Raw genomic sequence first — 18,002 nt, 5'->3', positions numbered from 1 at the left:
CGTTAACTTCAATATTTGTATGGGGTAATACAAGCAGGAGGGGAAGTCTTTTATATTTGGTCCTAACGGATTGTCAAGTTTTATCAATCAACCTCTTATTAAGCTTTGAATGTAGCAAGCTGTTTTAGGTACTAATTTTTTTCTTCCACTTCAATCATTATCTTTGTTACATAATTTGCTTCCACGTCCAAGCTGATTCCATCCATGAGGTATAGGTATTCTTCAAAGCTGTCACCGCAAATATGATATTCTTCCATATCTAAATAATCTTTTATTTTTTCATATGTTTTATACGTATTTATATAGCTGCCTTTATGATAACCAATCACATATTTGCCGGCTTTTTTAATAAATGTTTCTGTTAAATGGAGCTGATTTTCACGCAAATAAAAATTGGAATAATTTAAGTAATCTCCCGTTTCTATTTGCTCCTGGCGAATAAGAGCCCCCCAATTTTCCACATTGATTTCGCCTTGCTTCACATATTTCATAAACGATATAATCATTTTTGTAATGTCTTTATGAGAGTAATTTAAAATGTTTTCACTTAATACAATCTGTTCTGCTTCCATAGTTTCGATAGTGAATTGATCAAGGTCTAACTGTGATGCTTCTTCAATTTGTTTTTTCTGATTTTTAATAAGATGCTGTATACGCTCCATTTTCCGGATTTTTATGTCTACCAGTTGTTCTTTTTCTGTTAATAAATCAGTAATTTTCTTTGGGTTTTTGGATTGTAAAAAGTCTTTAATTTCTGCTAAAGACATCCCAATTTCTTTTAACATATCAATCATGCTATAAGCTTCAGCTTGTTGAATGGAATAATAGCGATAGCCATTTTTGTTTTTATACTCAGGTTCTAACAGACCAATATCATCATAATGAAAAAGCGTTTGCTTTTTCACATCACATAAATCCGCGAATTCTCCAGTTGTCATCAGTTTTTTGGAAGAGTCCATATTTTTCACCAGCTTTTCACTTGAGTGTACGGTAACCATATACTTTATATTATACTATAGGAAATAAGAACATACAGTGTAAGAGAATGAGGGGAATATATTTATGTTGAATTATTTATGGCTGGCAGCTTCTGCATGGTTCATGGGATTTTTTCCTATGTTAGAGATATATGTTGCAATACCCGCCTCGATGGTGATGGGATTAGATGCAGTTTCTTCAATTATCTGGTCAGGATTTGGAAATTTCCTTCCGGTTCCGATGATTGCTTTTTTCTATCGGCTACTTGCAAAATCGGAACGTATTAAGAAGTGGCTGGATAAATTAGCAAACAGCAAGTATAAGTATCGAATAGAAAAGCAAGGACCGTTGGTTGTTGTATTGCTTACACCTATCATTGGTTCTTGGGCAGTAGCAGTAATTGCCAATGGGATTGGAATGAATAAGCTGAAGTTATTCGTCTCTGCTGGGGGCAGTATTTTGATTTATGGTATTGTTATTGCTGCTCTAACGTATTATGGTGTTGAGTTTGTAAGCTGATTGGGTATATCAGAAATACAAATCCACATATTCTGCAGTATGTAAATCTGCAGAATATGTGGATTTGTATGTTGAGAATGTTGTGATACTCGTTCATTTTTAGATTTTTTTCGTGTGAAAAATACAAAGGCTTTATTTACACAATCCTGCATAGCATATAAGCTAAAATAAAATCTGTGCTAAAATAAAAAAGACCCCCACATTAGAGCGTCTTTAAGGTATATATGAATTTTTAAGATAGTATTTTTCTTTCTAATTTTTCAACACGTCGATCAAGATCTACCCATTTATTTAATTGGTATTCTTGTTCCTCTTTCATTTTATTCTCATTTTCTTTATTCATTGTCATATCTTCACGTATGGATAATACTTCTTGATGCGTCAAATCTGTTCTCTTTTTTACAGATGCTAAATCTGTTTCAAATCGGCTAAAGTGTTTATCCATACCTTCAAACCGATGATCTACTTGTTCAAAGCGTTTATCCATACCTTCAAACCGATGATCTATTTGTTCAAATTGTTTGTCCATACCTTCAAACCGATGATCTATTTGTTTAAAGTGTTGATCTAACCGTTTAAATTGATTATAAACCTCTTTTTCAAAGCTTATTTGTCTGTGGTTTAATTCCCCCAGCAGCTTTAGTACTTCCTCTTCAAACTCCATTTAATCACCTCTCCTTTTTTATTTAGTTTAAGCTGCCAGCTTAAACTTTCTTTGTACTTTAACAAAGCGTGAAAACTTTAAGAGATAAAGTATAAAAAATCTGCCTGTGTGAGCTTGTTTCATTAACATCATTTTAACACAGACAGAAAATATCAGCACATGGTGAAAAAGTGATTTTACAGCTTGAAATAGATGGAGTTTTCTTCAAATTTATTGTAGAAAAAAGAGAATTGAAGCTATTTTACATCCTTGTTATGGAAGAATAGCTAAATTTATCTTAAATCTTCTTTCATTTTATATTTAACAGCCACGATAGAAAACAACAATAGAAAAATGATTGCCACACCAGCTACATGCATAACATCAGCAGTATGATTAAAATCCATGATAGTGACAATCGTATTAACCAGTAAGTAGGAAGAAAGGTTCGTATCACTGACTATTGACTCCAGTGCAGATGCAATTGTTCCAATGATATTTAATCCCAGAACGATTCCAATTACAATGCCAGGAATTGCACTTTTGATATGTATTGCTGCACACAATACAACAGCAGAAAAAGCCCAATGAAGTAAAATTTGTCCCATCAGCAGTTTAGTGAAGTATCCGAGATCACCAATAGAAGGATTTTGGAAAAATAGTGATCTTCCAATAAAGTCTGCAATTAGCATAATAAAAAACATCAATAGTGTGAATATACCAAGCATCAGTATTTTGGAAATAACAGAATTTCTTCGTGCATTTTTAATTGATATATAATTTTTATAAAATCCGGAGCTGTATTCACTCATATAGAAATAAACCGTGAAGACAGCTATATAAATTAAAATCCTTCTTTACACACTCCAAATCAGTGTCTGTCCATTAGAAATCAGCTTCGATGCTTTCCCGCTGTAAATAACAGATAAATGATGCAGTGCCCTTGTACAGCCAACATATAACAATTTGATGGTTTGCTCTGTTTCGGGATAATGCTCCTCATCAACATCCACCATTAAAACAGAATCAAATTCCAGCCCTTTTGATACATACACAGGCAATAAGGAGATCCCGCCCTCGTACGATTTATCTTCTGTTGTAATCATTGTCAGATCGGGAATTTCTTCTTTCAGTTTTGGATAAATCTCATTGCATTCTGCCTCAGATCTTAAAATAACTGCGATCGTATTCATATCTTGCTCTTTCATCCTATGAACCCAGCTTATGATTTCTGCTGATTTTTCTTCTGCCTTTACCTGCTGAATATGAACATCCTCACCGCTTCGGAATACCGGCTCAGCATAGGCAGGGCGATTGGCGAGATGACTGAGAATGATGTTGGAAAACGCAATAATTTCATAGGTGGATCGGTAGCTTTTTGTCATTTGGAAGAATTTTGCACGGGATGTACCGAAAAGATCGATAAAGTTATCCCACTCATCAATACCTTCATTGCTGTGGATACCCTGCGCTAAATCACCCAATATTGTAAAGGATGCTGTTTTTGTACGCGCGTTTAATACAGATACCTGATAGGGAGAAAAGTCTTGCGCTTCGTCAATGACAACATGATCAAACTTTTCGTCTCTTTCTATTCCATACCAATAATCATGGATATCAAGCAGGGGAGCCAGATCGTCCAGGGTTATGTTATCCTTCGGCGGCAGTAGGTCTTTTCTTCCCATATTTTTTAAGATTTGTGCATACAGTTCATAAGGTTTTCTTTTTTTCCATTTCCGTAAATATCTTCGTAATTCCTTTTTGCCATCTTTACTGGCTTGCTCCTGTTCTTTTTTCTCTTCATACATTTTCGCTTCAATTTCCACCCAGCGCGTTAACTTTGCTTTCAGTCTGTCATATTTCTTAGTGACAGGGTTATCTTTAAAATCTGTTTCTATCCAGTTTTTAATTTTTTCCAGTGGAACACCCTGTTTATTTTCCCAGGGGATAAAATCTTCTTCAGGCAGCCACTCTTTTTCCAGCTTTGATAATTGCTCCCGGACTTGCTTTTGGAATTCCAAGGAGCCTTTCCAGTTATCCTGACCGGCTGCTTCTGATTCAAAAAATGCTTTTCTCCTTTCACTGAGAGATTCCAGTTTACACTTTGGATCATCAATAATGGAGGTCATACCCCATTTTGGAAAAGTGGTTTGGACAATATCTCCGACGCCTAATTCAGGCAGCACCTGTGAAATATAATCAAGAAAGATGGTGTTTGGTGCAAAAATAATCATCCGATGTGCTGTTAATTGTTCCCGGTATTCATATAAAAGATAGGCTAACCGGTGAAGAGCAACCGTTGTTTTCCCGCTGCCGGCAACTCCCTGGATAATAACAGCCTTGTTCAGAGGATAACGGATGATTTCATTCTGCTCTCCCTGGATAGTGGCAACAATGTCACGCAGTCTGTTATCCTTTTGGTCCTCCAGCTTATATAATAAAAATTCATCTCCCCCTGATGATTCCTGTTCTCCACGAATGTACCGGTCTACCACCCTTTGCAGCTCCCGGTCATAAGTGACAATATTTCTTTTTAAGTAGATTTCACCTTCTACGATGCCGTCTGGAGATTGATAATAGACGTCATCTTCACTTCCGCTGAAGCCGTAGAACAGGCTGGCAATCGGCGCACGCCAGTCAGTAATCAGTACATCTCCCGTACTCTCATCAAAAACACCGGCTTTGCCAATATAAGTGACTTTTACTTTCTCTCCTTCTTCATCTTTAAAATCCAGCCGGGCGAAGTAAGGTTCTTTTTTAGCAATAGCTAAAGATTCTCTTAATCGCCTTCGATTATCTTCCAGTACTTTTTCGGTGAAATCATCACCAAGGTATTCAGGTATGGAAGCTAAACGATCATATTGTTTGCTGATAACTGCCAATGCTTTGGATAAACGCTCTTTTTCTTGTTCAAATTGCACTGCGAAACCCTCCTTAACTCGAATGTCTTGTTTATTTTAGCAATGAAATAAAGAAAAATATAGACTTATATATTCCGTTCATGTATACTATTAAATACAGTCATGCCAAGAAACAGAAATTACATATAATGTAAAATACCTCAGGAGATTAACTTATCTCCTGAGGTATTTTTTCGGCTTATTATGAAAACTTTTTAAATGGGGAAGGGAGTAAAATTTCACGAAAGAAAGTTATGTTTTACTTATCCAGAATCCAGTATGAAAATTAAAAGCCTTTATCATGGACGCTAAATTTATTTCCATGTAGAATTTTGTCGAGAAAGAATTATTGAAGGAGTATGCGGAATGGAAGGAAATAAATTATTATCATCATTATGTTATTTTAGTATCTTTTTTGCCCCATTTTTATTTCCAATTGTTGTTTGGATTCTTGGAGATGAAGAAACAAAAGTACATGCAAAAAAAGCGCTATGGACACATCTTGTTCCAATTATTGCAACGATTATCGCAGGAACCATCATTTTTACCATTGGAATGGGACAAATTTGGGCAGGTGAAGTAAATGGAGGATTGCTCATAACAACAATTATTGCGACAGTTGTTTGCTTTGTTATTGATATTTATTACTTTATCTGGAATATTATTAAAGGTATTAAGGTTCTCACTGCTTAACACGGAGCTGACAATAAAATACTAGTGAAGAAGGAATCTATTGAGGAGATGAGACATCTTTATATAGATTCCTTTTTTAAATCATGAAACTTGATAAATCGTAATCATTACGATATAGTGATGAAATTACGCAAAACAGATTCTGCGTAAACAAGGAGGAGACTATATTGTTATATGATTGTGCTGTTATCGGGGGAGGACCTGCAGGATTAAATGCTTCCCTCGTCCTGGGCAGAGGAAGAAAAGAAGTTATTTTATTGGATAATGATACACCACGCAATGCTGTTACACAGGAATCTCATAATTTTATTACCAGAGATGGTATTGAGCCTGCTGCGTTCAGGAAAGCGGCGCATGCAGATTTAAAGAAGTATCCTGGTATCGTGATTCAAAAAGAACGGGTGACGGATATTAAGCCTGCTGACTCTGTTTTTCATATTCATACAGAAGCGGGAAAGGATTATGAAGCTAAGACTATTATTCTATCTACAGGATTGAAGGATGTATTGCCCGATATTAATGGAATTCATGATTTTTATGGAACGAGTCTGTTTGCCTGCCCCTTCTGTGATGGTTGGGAGCTGAAGGATACTCCGCTGGTCTTTCTTGCTGATGGAGCATTTTCTTTTCATGGTGTGAAGATGATTTCCAATTGGAATAAGGATATTGTCGTCTGCACCAATGGAAAAGAGAGCTTATCCGCTGAAGAAAGGGATATATTAGCGCAAAAGCAAATTGAGATTATAGATGATGAAATTTTACGGCTGCAAGGAGAAAACGGGCAATTAAAAACGATTCAATTTAAAAATGGGAAGGAGCTTCACAAGGAGGCAGGATTTATCTCTGCCAAAATGGAGCAGGCTGCCCCTTTTGCTGAACGTCTGGGATTAGAACTGACGGAAATGGGCGGAATTAAAACGGATGGGTATGGACGTACAAGTATCAAAGGAATTTATGCTGGTGGAGACAATGCCGCCGGCCCGCCGCAGCTGGTTATTGCCGCAAGTGAAGGAAGTAAAGCCGCAATAGGAGTAATCAGTGATTTTGTAGAAGAAAATTTTAAATAATTTAATTATCAATACACCCTCTTAGATCTGTCGTATAAAAAGAGGGTGTATTTTCTTTAACCAGCTTTATTGCTCATTATCTATTTTGCTGCACCATGCAAAAAATGACAAAAGTGGTTGCAACTTTATAAAAAAATGATATAATACGTAATCATTACGGTTTGTTTTTTTAACAAATTAGTTTAGTAGAAAGGAAGTGGCGGCTTAGCGGTAGCATAACTACATAAACAAACACAGTCTTTTTTTTAATTAATAAATCGTAATCGTTAAGGAAGGGTAGGAATTTACTTTGGGGAAATTATTACTAAAAAATAGAATTATAGGAATTACAGCTGCTATATTTGCAGTTTTCTTGCTGGGAGCTTGTCAGCAGGAGGAAGGTACCTCTGCAACGGAAGAGACTGGAGAGGAAAGTCAGGATAATACAACAGAAGAAATATCTTTTACAGATAGTATGGATAGAGAAGTAGTTCTTGATGGCCAGCCGGAGAGAATTGTTGTTCTAGCTCCAGAGTTTCTGAAATTAATTTATGATCTGGATGGGGAGGCAGTTGGAAGAATGTCTACAAGCGGTATACCTATTCCAGAGAAGGCAGAGGATTTACCTGAATTAGGAACAGTGAATCAGATAAATACAGAGGAATTGGTGGCTCTCTCACCAGATCTCGTTATAGGAGCTCCGAATTTTCATGCGGATTTAGAAGGAATTATGGACAACAGTGATATACCTTTTGCTTTATTAGATATGCGTTCTTTTGACGATGTGAAAGAAATGGCAACACTCATGGGAGAGATATTAGGGAAGGAAGAGCTTGCCGCTGAGAAATTACAGGAAACAGAAGAGCAGATGCAGGCAATAGAGGACAAGCTGCCAAGTGGTGAAGAACCATCCATTGTGGTTCTGAATGTTACACCGAGAAGTGTTTCTGTTCAAAGAGCCAACACAACAGCACTGGAGATTGGCGATTTACTTCATGTAAATAACATTGGAAAGGATATGGAGGCAAGTCCGGATTCGCAGACCTCGGCGCCATACAGTTTAGAAACAATCGCTGAGAAGCAGCCTGATTATATCCTGATGACAATCCATGGAAGTGAAGAGGCTGGAAAGGAAACAATCACAGAGGATTTAGAAGGGAATCCAGCGTGGAGTTCACTAAAAGCAGTACAGGAAGGGAATGTCCATATCGTCCCTTCCGAGAAATATCTATCCAATCCTGGCTTTGATTATGCGGATACGATGCAGGATATGGCAGAGATGGTTTACCCAGAAGTGTTTGGGAATGAGTAAAAAAGAAGCATTAAGAGATAGAGCCGGCTGGAAAGGATTTATTGTTGTCATTTTTGCTGCTTTAATGGTAATCTCAACGATTTTCAGTATCCAATTTGGATCGGCAAATATTCCCTTAAAAGATATTTGGACAACTTTTACAGGAGATATCCAAAGTGATTTTCAAAATATTATCTGGAATATCCGGGTTCCACGTACATTTGTTGCTATCCTGGTAGGAGCCAATCTGGCAGTAGCCGGTGTACTGCTCCAAGGAATTATGAAAAATCCGCTGGCTGATCCATATATTATCGGAGTGTCCAGTGGAGCTGGCTTAGCTGGGATGATTGTATTAATACTGTACCCGCATCTGCCTCATATACTGACTCCAGTTGCATTTATCGGTGCAACCATTGTGGCATTTACGGTGTATGCTTTAGCCTGGGAAAAAGGAATTGCGCCAACCAGGATTATCCTGGCTGGCGTTGCTATCTCTGCTTTTTTAGGCTCCGGTATATCCGCCTTGATGGTTTTTTACAGTGACAGAGTGCAGGGAACAATTGATTTTATGGTTGGCGGTTTAAGTGCAAGAAGCTGGCCGCAGGTGGAAATGATTCTGCCTTATTCTATTATTGGAATCCTTCTTGCGATTATCGGTATCCGAAAAATGAATCTATTAATGCTGGGGGACCGGACAGCTAAGAGTCTGGGAGCCAGAGTAGAATGGATTCGTTTTTCTATGACTGCTGTTGCTACGCTGTTAGCTGCCAGTGCTGTCAGTGTCGTTGGCTTATTGGGATTTGTAGGTCTAATTGTTCCTCATACCGCGAGATTAATTGTTGGAAATGATTACCGTGTACTTCTGCCTGCTTCTATCTTTTTAGGAGCAGCAATCCTGACGGCCTCTGATACTTTGGGCCGTATTATATTTGCACCGATTGAAGTACCGGTGGGTGTTATTATGGGCGCAATAGGAGCACCGTTTTTTCTATATTTACTAAGGAGGAAAATGGTATGAGTTCATTAGAAGCTGCTTCCATTTCTCATTCCTTTTCTGATAAACAAGTATTAAAGCAAATAGACTTGGAACTGAAGGAAGGACGTATTTACAGCATTATCGGGCCGAATGGTTCGGGGAAAAGCACCCTGCTGCATGTACTCTCCCGTCAGTTGAAGCCTGATCATGGCCAAGTATATTGGAAGCAGGCAGACCTTTACCGGCTTTCGCCAAAAAAAGTGGCTCAAGAACTGGCTTTGCTTGCTCAAGTGAATGATGTAATGGATTTAACAGTTGAACAATTGATTTCATATGGCCGGACGCCGCATAAATCGATGTTTCAAAGACTGGATGAAGAAGATCAGTTAATTATTGATGAAGCTATTCAGCTTACAAAATTAGAAGTGCTGAGAAAGCGGAACGTTTCTCAGCTGTCTGGAGGTGAGCGGCAAAGGGCGTGGATAGCTCTTTGTCTGGCTCAACAGCCGAAAGTCTTATTTTTGGATGAACCAACAACATACTTAGATATTTCACACCAGTTGGATGTGCTGGAAATCGTAACCCAATTGCAAAAGACTCAAAATGTAACCATTGTGATGGTTCTGCATGATCTCAATCATGCAGCTGTTTACTCGGATGAAGTGATTGTGGTTAAAGAAGGACGTATTTATGGACAGGGTACTCCAAAAGAAATGATGAATCCGGGCATGTTTAAGGATGTTTTCAATGTCCAGGCAGATATCTATGAGGACCAAGATAATGAGTTATTGCGAATTGTGATGAAGCCGCTGAAAGATTAAATAATCGTATATGATTTTTGGAAAGAAGGTTGAATGTGAAAAATTATCCTTTTACGGCAATTGTAGGGCAAGACAAAATGAAGAAAGCATTAATCTTAAATGGAATTAATCCCAAAATTGGAGGTGTATTAATCCAGGGTGAAAAAGGAACAGCAAAGTCAACAGCTGTAAGGGCACTGGCAGATGTGCTGACAAATACATCTGTCGTTAATCTGCCGGTAAGTGCAACTGAAGACCGCGTGGTAGGAACATTGGATATGGAACACATTCTAAAAACGGGAGAAAAGAAGCTGGAGCCGGGAATATTGGCAAAAGCGGATAAAAATATTTTATATGTCGATGAGGTGAATCTTCTGGAAGATCATCTGGTTGATATTCTTTTGGATACCGCCGCAATGGGAGTTAACCGGATTGAGAGAGAAGGCGTATCCTATGAGCATCCATCCCGTTTTGTATTAGTAGGAACGATGAATCCGGAGGAAGGCTCACTTCGCCCGCAGCTGCTCGATCGATTTGGTTTATGTGTGGATGTGGAAAGTGAGAAAAATGTCGAAGAACGCATGGAGGTTGTCCGCCGCCGTTTGAATTTTGAACAGAATCAGGAGCAGTTTGAGACAAAATATGAACAGGATCAAAATCAGCTTACATACCAAATACAGCATGCGAAAGAGCTTTTGCCAGCTGTTGAGGTTAATGATCATCTTCTACGGGCTGTAGCTGATTTATCTATTGAACTGGGCATTGAAAGCCACCGTGCTGATATAACTGTTATTATTGCTGCTCAGACATTGGCGGCATGGAAGCAGCGTACAGAGGTACAGCTGGAGGACATTTATGAAGCGGCAGAGCTTGCATTGCCGCACCGTTTATTACAGGATCCTTTGAAAGAGAATACTTCCGGTCAGAAATTGACTGAGCTATTAAATCATAAGGTTGTCGATAATCAATGAAATGTCTGATTGGTCAAGCGAAAGCAAAGCGCGGCATTGCGGCAGCGCTTATAAATCCTTATTTGGATCGGGTCTGTATTGCCGGGGCAAGGGGAACTGGAAAAACAACTTTGCTGCAAATGGTTTTATCTTACTTTTCCAAAGAGGATGCAGTGATTATTCCTTCCCATATTACAACTGAAAAATTATTGGGGGAAAAAGAAATCGCCTTATTTTCTCAGAACATAGGGAAGCCGAACAATCAAAGTATTCTCCATCAGGCAAAGGTGGTTATTACAGATCAATTTGCCCTGATGCCAGAAAATAACCAGCGTTTAGTTGTACAATTGCTGAAAAATAAGGGGATGTCATTTTACCAGGACTTTCATTATCCTGCCACGTCGAAGTGGTTTTATTGTCTTGACCAGGAAATGCAGGATACATCGCTGTTAAAGCATGCAAAACTATGTGTCCGTTTGATTCCTGTTCTTGAAGTATCAGAGCGTGAAGATATTCTAGTATCCCGGGGTAACCCAGAGCAAGAATATACAAAAGAAGAATTAAAGAAAGCCAAGGATAGATTGTCCTCTGTTCAAATTCCTGAAAAGATGCTGCAGCTGGCAGTTGAAGTTGTTATACGTTCAGGCTGCAAAAATCAGGAAGCTGATATGGATTTGATTGAAACAGCCCGTTCACTGGCAGCCTTGGATTCGGATCAGTCTGTGCAGCCGAAGCATATTGAGGAAGCAGCAGGGTATGCACTCACTCATCGAATGGGAGAGCAGCAGGAATCTACTAATCCGGAGAATTCAGAGCAACAGGTAAATGAGGAATCTTCTATGAATAGTTCGGAGGATACGAGTCATAGTCATCCATCTTCCGGTAATGAAGAAAACCCGCTGGATTATGACGGACAGGATCAGGAAGCCTCCGGTGATTCTATTCCAAATGAAGCGCCGCAAGATAATCCAATTATTACAGAGGTTTCTGAGGAAGAAGTGGACCAGGTGATAGCATCATTGAAAATGCAGTCGGATTTCCTTTTCTCCAAACAACATACCTATCCATCTTCCGGGAATGGAAAACATCGGGAGGGTACTTCTGCAGGAGGTAATGGACGAATGCTCCGGGCAGTGCAGAGACCTGCTGAAGCAATTTCCTTATATCATACACTGACAGCGGCGGCTCCATATATGAAGGTTCGTATTCCTCCTGAAGGAATGAAACTGGCAATTGAAAAAGAGGATATACGCTACAAATTAAAGGAGAAGCAGCAGGGATTTACCATTCTGTTTTTAGTGGATGCCAGCCGTTCCATTGCAGCGAAAAAAAACATGAGAGTTATCAAAGGGGCTATTATGGAATTATTTCAGCAGGCTTATCAAAAAAGAGATCGTATTGGTATGGTTACCTTCCGAAAGACGGAATCGGAAGAGGTATTGTCTTTTACGAATAAGTTTGCCGAGGCAAAGCGAAAACTTGGAGAAATACCTACCGGCGGAAAAACACCTCTGGCAGCCGGTCTGGAAAAAGCGTTAAAACTCTGTGAAAAAGAAAAACGTGCGAACAAACAGGGGATGCCTTATCTTGTTATTTTGACAGATGGGAATGCCAATGAAACTTTGAAACCGGGCGGTACTGCTGCACAGGCGAGGAGCGAAGCCTATCAGACTGCTAAAAGAATTGCACAGGAACAGCTCCCGGTGACAGTCATTGATACACAAAGCGGGAGAAACGCATTTGGCCTGGCAGAGGAGCTCGCAGCTGTTATAGAAGGGGAGTACCTGTCACTGGATACTTTAACAGATAAAAATATTGCAAAAGCAGTGCAAAGCAGGCTGCATCCATTAGAAGGGCGCAGATAAAGCAAAGCTCTTTTCATCCTTCGCTGAATAGAACCGCGACAAAATTTTACGAAAATAAAGGAAGGGGAGAAAAAAATCCGTGCATATTATTTTTGCAACTGCCTCATCCGGTACACTGGCCGATGCAGCAAAAGCCCATGAGAAGGTAAAGGAAGCTTATCCAGAGATAAGACTTTCTTTATTTTTAACCGAGGAACCGTTAAGTGCAGAACAATGGACAAGATTTGAACGTGCCTGCCAGTCTGCCAATCTATTTATCTATGATCCACACGGAGTTGAAAATGAAGTGGTCATGAAAATGGCAGAAATATGTGAAGCTTCCGAATGTGATCAAATAACTTTGATGATGAATGGATCGAAGTGGGAGAAAATCATTCGATTTGGCGCATTACGAGGACAGGATATTCAGGTTAAACCACAATCGGGAGAGCTGACTTTGTTTGAACCATCGAAGGAGTTGAATCAGCTAGAGCGTGAATTAAAGGAGCAGGCGATAGAAAATTATGAGCAGATAAAAAGCTATTGGCATGCATCCGGTAGTGCAAATTGGAAGGAGCTCATCTATTTTACGGCCAATCTTTATGGTGATACAGATGTACCTGAAGCGAAGGCCCCCAGCTATGCAGAAAAGACAGGGATCATCGATCCGGGAACAGGCGAGTATTACAGCAGTGCAGAGGCATTCCTGCAGGATTCTAAACAGGATGCCACAAAGCCGAAGATTGTTTTTTTCTACATTGCATCTCAAGCCAGAGTAAAATCTGCAGATGTCATTGCAGAGCTTATGGAACGTTTAAGACCTGTAGCTACGGTTATTCCCGTCGGCTTAACAAGTATTATGAAGATCGATTTGGAGAATCTGGAACGATTATTTACCGGAATACTGGATGACATACAGCTGATTGTGAATTTTATCGGTTTCCGTCTTGGTTCAGGACCAAGGGGAGGAGACAGAGAGGATGTAACGGACTGGCTGAAGAAGCTGGATATTCCTATGCTTCATCCATTCTTTCTGACACGTACGACATTAGCGGAATGGGAGGAAGCAAAAGGGCTTTCGCCTGTCGAAGCGATGGTGAACATTGTTTTGCCGGAGTTGGATGGTGCAGTTGAGACTTATCCCATTGCAGCTATCCAATCAGCAGGCTTCGATGAAAACTACCAATTTGAGAAAAAAGAACTTGTTCTTATGGAGGAGCGTGTCGATTATTTCATGAATCGTATCGGGCGCTGGCTGCAGTTGCGTAAAACAAAGAACAGTCAGAAGCGGGTTGCTTTGATCGGGTATAATTATCCGCCTGGGGAAGGAAACCTGTTTGGCGGTTCTTTTTTAGATACATTCAGTTCTATTTCGGCTTTATTAAACAAACTGGCTGACGAAGGATACCAGGTGGAACGAATGACTGGTGAAGAACTCGAGAAGAGGTTTCGGCAGTGTCAGCTGTTTAATGAAACAAGCTGGGGAGTAGATAAAGATGCAGATCAGAGATTACGTTATCCAGTTTTAAAGGCAAAAGAAGATTGGAGCAATAATCAAGATTGGGAACGGATGAAGAGCACTTGGGGAGCATACCCGGGCGAAATAATGACGAATGACGAAGATTTTTTCATACCAGGGTTTATCAACGGTAATGTTTTCATTGGATTACAGCCAAGCAGAGGCGGGGCAGATCAGGATTCATCAGCAGATTATCATGATCAGTCCGTGCCGCCGCATTATCAATACCAGGCTTTTTATACATGGCTGGAGAAGGAGTTTCATTCCGATGCGATTGTACATATTGGCACGCATGGGACACTGGAATATTTGCCTGGAAAAGAGAATGGCATGTCCTCTGGATGTTATCCGGATCAACTGGTACAGTCACTGCCGCATTTTTATTTTTATTATATCGGCAATCCTTCTGAGGCAATGCTTGCCAAGCGCCGGACACATGCAGTGCTGAGCAGTTATCAGGCACCTCCATTCAGAGATGGAGGGCTCTATGGTGATTATGAAGAAATTGAGCATCTGATTCATGAATACCGGGAAGCGGAACAGCTTGATCCCATGCGCTGTGAAGAAATATGGAAGGAAATCCAGGGAATAGCAGATAAAAATGGATTTTCCAAACAGCAATTGGAGGATATAGAGCAGGAGCTGCAAAGGATGCAGTATGCTTTAATTCCATATGGCTTGCATATTATCGGAGAAGGATTGAAGCACGAAGACGCAATTCTTCATACAGTATATACGCTGCGCAGAGAGCATAAGGGCAGCACATTGAAACAGCTGATATCTCAATTAAGACCGGCATTGATGGATGATGAAGCAGAACTGGAAAAAGAAGCAGCTGTTTTATTAAAGGATTATATAGAATCCAGGCATTTACCTGATGTGCAGGGAAATGCTCTTGCAGCAGCATTTGCTGATATTTTGGCGTATGGGGAAAGTATTTATCACAGGGTCAGAAATACAGAGGAGCTATCCTCTATTATAAAAGCGTTAAATGGAGGCTATCTGCCTGCAAAATTGGCAGGTGATATCTATAGAAATCCAGAATCTTTGCCGACGGGGACTAATTTGTATCAATTTGATCCGAGATCTGTACCAAGCCCTTCAGCGGTTGTAAGAGGTGCTGAAATTGCCAAAGCAACCATTGCGCAATACCAGGAAGCTAACGGGGAAATTCCACATACCGTGGCCTGTGTGCTCTGGGGTATTGAAATATCGCGAACGCAGGGGGAGACAATTGGACAAATTTTAGAATATGTCGGAGCAAAAGCAGTGAAGCATTCACAAGCAGCAAGTACATCATTTGAACTTATTCCCATTTCTGAGCTGGGGAGACCGAGAATGAATGTTGCCATCAGTATGTCCGGAGTATTCCGGGATTTATTTCCGAATGTTATTGATGCTTTGAATGATTTATTTGAAAAGCTGGCACGTGCAGATGAACTGGAAAAAGATAATTATTTTAAGGCTTTTACATTAAAGGTACAGGAACAGCTGTTAAGTGAAGGCTATGAGAAAAAGGATGCTTTTGATTTAGCCGCATCACGGATATTTGGACCGGCTTCCGGTGAGTATGGAACCGGTATTAATCATATGATTGAGGATGGCAGCTGGACAGATGAAGAAGAGCTTGGTGAGATGTACAAGCATCATGCCCAGCATGTCTATAGTAAATTAAGAAGAGGAGAAAGCTTTCCTGATTTATATGATCTCCACATGGAAGCAACCGATATCGTTTCCCAGCTGCGGGCCAGTCATGAATATGAAATTACGGATATCGATGATTACTATAATTTCTTTGGTGGATTGGCGAAATCGATTGAAAAAGCAAAAGGTGAACGTGTTGATATTTATATAACCGATACAACGCAGCAAACGCCTCATACAGAAGACGTAAAGCATGCGATTAATCGGGGAGTCAGAACAAGGCTGACCAATCCGAAATGGATAGAAGGCTTGCTGGAGCATCCTTATCATGGTGTACAGCAGATGGCAAAGCACACAGAGAATTTATTGGGTCTGGCTGCGACCACAAACAAGGTAGAGAATTGGGTATTCTCCCATGTGCATGATACGTATGTAGAGGATAAAGCATTACAGGAAAAAATCCGTCAGGCAAATCCGCATGCCTATCATGACTTGCTAGGCACCTTAGTTGAAGTGTCAGAGCGGGGGTATTGGAAGCCTTCTGAGTCACAATGGCAAGCTTTAAGGGATGCATTTTTGGAGGCAGAAGCTTCAATGGAATAAGGTTTGACGAAGCTATTCAAAGGAATAAAATAACACCCAATCATTTTTATGGTTGGGTGCTTTATCAATGATTTTAATTGATTTTCAATTCTCGGCTGGTAATATATAACTCAACTTTCGCACCTTAAAAAATAACTTGCCTATCATAGAGACAGGTGTTGATTGTTCCTCCATCTATCTCTTGACAAAGCATAAACTCTATCCAGAAAGAAGGTACCATGTAAGGCCACCGCTGCGTCGGACCGTTTTGCTTTCCTAGGGGCATGCTCTTCAGCTAACTTTTGCCAAGAAGAGCACTTGGCAAAAGTGGATCTTCAGATGATGCTAATCCCTCAGGAGTCAAAACGGTCCGCCTCCGCTAGAAGGAGTGCTCTATACCAGCTGACTAAATAGAAAGTAGATCAGATAAAACATTTTTCCTGATTCACGATAAAATATTCTTTTATGATTACTCTCTATTCATGAAAACAATTCCGGATATTTACTATCCATGCTGGGTCATCATTTAAATTGCCAATTCAACCATTTGAAGTGCTGAAATAATCTTTCCATCAAGCAAAAGCAATGATTTCATCCAACTCCATCAGGCTATGATTCCTTTCATTAGCTGTAGAAGCCTAACTGAGCGCAGACCAACCACGAAGGCTCCTATGGGAACAGGACGAGCTGAAGATCCACTTGAAAAGCGGTTTTCTTTTCAAGTTAGCTGAAGCCGTCCCCATGGAAAGCGGAGTGGGGGGGCGGAGCGGAGCTATACACAATTTCCATTCCATTAGTAAGAGGATTTAACAACATGCAAGCAGGATAATGTAGAACATGTCCATCCTGGAATAATAAGGTATAGTTGCTTATTCTTAGGTGTGAAAGTTGAGTATATAATATTTCTTTCTTTCTTTCTTTATTATATTTTTCAACCAAAATGGCTCTTCAATGTTTTTGAAATTATATACTGGCTTGATAATTTCGAGAGCATCTACTGTATCTCTATTATAATGAAACCTTTTGTCTAATCCTATTTTTAATCATTTCAGATTTCTCAACGAAAATCAAAGCAGTAGTAATTAAAATGTAAATCATAATAATTACAGTTTACACGGATGGTAAAATAGTTTATAATGAATTTTATTCGTAATCATTACGATTTGAATTGTTGAGAAATAAAATAATTTGTTAACATTGAAAGGAGTAAGTTTAAAATGGCTAAAAAGTCTAAAATTGCAAAAGAGAAAAAACGCCAGAAAATGGTTGAACAATATGCGGAAATTAGAAGAGAATTAAAAGAAAAAGGGGATTATGAAGCACTACGTAAGCTGCCCCGGGATTCTTCTCCGACCCGTTTGAAAAGCCGTTGTGAGGTAACAGGCAGACCGCGCGGTTATATGCGTAAATTCGGCATGTCCCGTATTGCTTTTAGAGAGTTTGCGCATAAAGGGCAAGTACCCGGCGTGAAAAAAGCAAGCTGGTAAGAGGCATTGTGAAAACAGGAAGTTATCATTAATGTCATCACATTATTTTTACGATATTAGACCATAAAAGGCATGAAGGAAAATGAAACTTTCATCAATGATTGATGATAAAATACATTTTCTTTCATGT

General features: G+C 39.6%; 14 protein-coding genes. 10 read left to right on the top strand and 4 right to left on the bottom strand.

Annotated elements, in window-relative coordinates; all coding sequences use genetic code 11:
- Positions 1 to 131 precede the first annotated feature (131 nt).
- Positions 132 to 938, bottom strand: coding sequence for a MerR family transcriptional regulator (locus tag IEX29_RS03995; protein WP_229720080.1), 807 nt, complete (start codon positions 936 to 938; stop codon positions 132 to 134).
- 124 nt (positions 939 to 1,062) lie between these two features.
- Between IEX29_RS03995 and IEX29_RS03990 the strand changes: the two genes are divergently transcribed.
- On the top strand, positions 1,063 to 1,497 hold the full coding sequence (locus IEX29_RS03990; RefSeq protein ID WP_188733228.1) for a small multi-drug export protein: 435 nt from the start codon (positions 1,063 to 1,065) through the stop codon (positions 1,495 to 1,497).
- A 232-nt stretch (positions 1,498 to 1,729) separates the two neighbouring features.
- On the opposite strand, the gene IEX29_RS03985 is transcribed toward IEX29_RS03990, so the two are convergent.
- The 3 genes from IEX29_RS03985 to IEX29_RS03975 all read right to left on the bottom strand — a co-directional run bounded on the left by IEX29_RS03985 (position 1,730) and on the right by IEX29_RS03975 (position 5,061).
- The gene (locus tag IEX29_RS03985) at positions 1,730 to 2,161 is read right to left on the bottom strand and encodes a hypothetical protein (protein WP_188733227.1); all 432 of its coding nucleotides are present in this window, start codon (positions 2,159 to 2,161) and stop codon (positions 1,730 to 1,732) included.
- A 272-nt stretch (positions 2,162 to 2,433) separates the two neighbouring features.
- Positions 2,434 to 2,952: a hypothetical protein gene (locus IEX29_RS03980; protein WP_188733226.1), complete on the bottom strand. Its 519-nt coding sequence runs from the start codon at positions 2,950 to 2,952 to the stop codon at positions 2,434 to 2,436.
- A gap of 45 nt (positions 2,953 to 2,997) precedes the next feature.
- Complete coding sequence (locus IEX29_RS03975) at positions 2,998 to 5,061, bottom strand: HelD family protein (protein ID WP_188733225.1); 2,064 nt, start codon at positions 5,059 to 5,061, stop codon at positions 2,998 to 3,000.
- A gap of 345 nt (positions 5,062 to 5,406) precedes the next feature.
- Here IEX29_RS03975 and IEX29_RS03970 point away from each other — a divergent pair, with 345 nt between their 5' ends.
- The 9 genes from IEX29_RS03970 to rpsN all read left to right on the top strand — a co-directional run bounded on the left by IEX29_RS03970 (position 5,407) and on the right by rpsN (position 17,872).
- Positions 5,407 to 5,733 carry a magnetosome magnetite crystal formation protein family gene (locus tag IEX29_RS03970; RefSeq protein WP_188733224.1) on the top strand — a complete coding sequence of 109 codons (327 nt, stop codon included), beginning with the start codon at positions 5,407 to 5,409 and terminating at the stop codon, positions 5,731 to 5,733.
- Between the two features lie 167 nt (positions 5,734 to 5,900).
- On the top strand, positions 5,901 to 6,800 hold the full coding sequence (locus IEX29_RS03965) for an NAD(P)/FAD-dependent oxidoreductase (protein ID WP_188733223.1): 900 nt from the start codon (positions 5,901 to 5,903) through the stop codon (positions 6,798 to 6,800).
- 289 nt (positions 6,801 to 7,089) lie between these two features.
- The gene (locus IEX29_RS03960) at positions 7,090 to 8,091 is read left to right on the top strand and encodes an ABC transporter substrate-binding protein (RefSeq protein WP_188733222.1); all 1,002 of its coding nucleotides are present in this window, start codon (positions 7,090 to 7,092) and stop codon (positions 8,089 to 8,091) included.
- A complete protein-coding gene (locus IEX29_RS03955; RefSeq protein ID WP_188733221.1) occupies positions 8,084 to 9,088 on the top strand; it encodes a FecCD family ABC transporter permease in 1,005 nt (334 codons plus the stop codon). Before IEX29_RS03960 ends, IEX29_RS03955 begins: the two co-directional genes overlap by 8 nt.
- Positions 9,085 to 9,867, top strand: coding sequence for an ABC transporter ATP-binding protein (locus tag IEX29_RS03950; protein WP_188733220.1), 783 nt, complete (start codon positions 9,085 to 9,087; stop codon positions 9,865 to 9,867). Before IEX29_RS03955 ends, IEX29_RS03950 begins: the two co-directional genes overlap by 4 nt.
- Positions 9,868 to 9,884: 17 nt before the next feature.
- The gene (locus tag IEX29_RS03945) at positions 9,885 to 10,817 is read left to right on the top strand and encodes a magnesium chelatase ATPase subunit I (protein ID WP_229720079.1); all 933 of its coding nucleotides are present in this window, start codon (positions 9,885 to 9,887) and stop codon (positions 10,815 to 10,817) included.
- Positions 10,814 to 12,661, top strand: a complete 1,848-nt coding sequence (locus tag IEX29_RS03940; RefSeq protein WP_188733219.1) for a VWA domain-containing protein — start codon at positions 10,814 to 10,816, stop codon at positions 12,659 to 12,661. The genes IEX29_RS03945 and IEX29_RS03940 overlap by 4 nt, the downstream gene beginning before the upstream one ends.
- A gap of 79 nt (positions 12,662 to 12,740) precedes the next feature.
- Complete coding sequence (locus IEX29_RS03935) at positions 12,741 to 16,406, top strand: cobaltochelatase subunit CobN (protein WP_188733218.1); 3,666 nt, start codon at positions 12,741 to 12,743, stop codon at positions 16,404 to 16,406.
- 1,196 nt (positions 16,407 to 17,602) lie between these two features.
- Positions 17,603 to 17,872, top strand: coding sequence for a 30S ribosomal protein S14 (gene rpsN, locus IEX29_RS03930; RefSeq protein WP_188733217.1), 270 nt, complete (start codon positions 17,603 to 17,605; stop codon positions 17,870 to 17,872).
- The last annotated feature ends 130 nt before the right edge of the window (positions 17,873 to 18,002 follow it).

Origin of the sequence: Oceanobacillus neutriphilus (assembly GCF_014645515.1) — a bacterium.
In the GTDB taxonomy this organism is placed as follows: domain Bacteria; phylum Bacillota; class Bacilli; order Bacillales; family Amphibacillaceae; genus Oceanobacillus; species Oceanobacillus neutriphilus.
The sequence above is the reverse complement of the archived record's forward strand: the minus strand, read 5'-3'. Positions and strand labels throughout refer to the sequence as shown.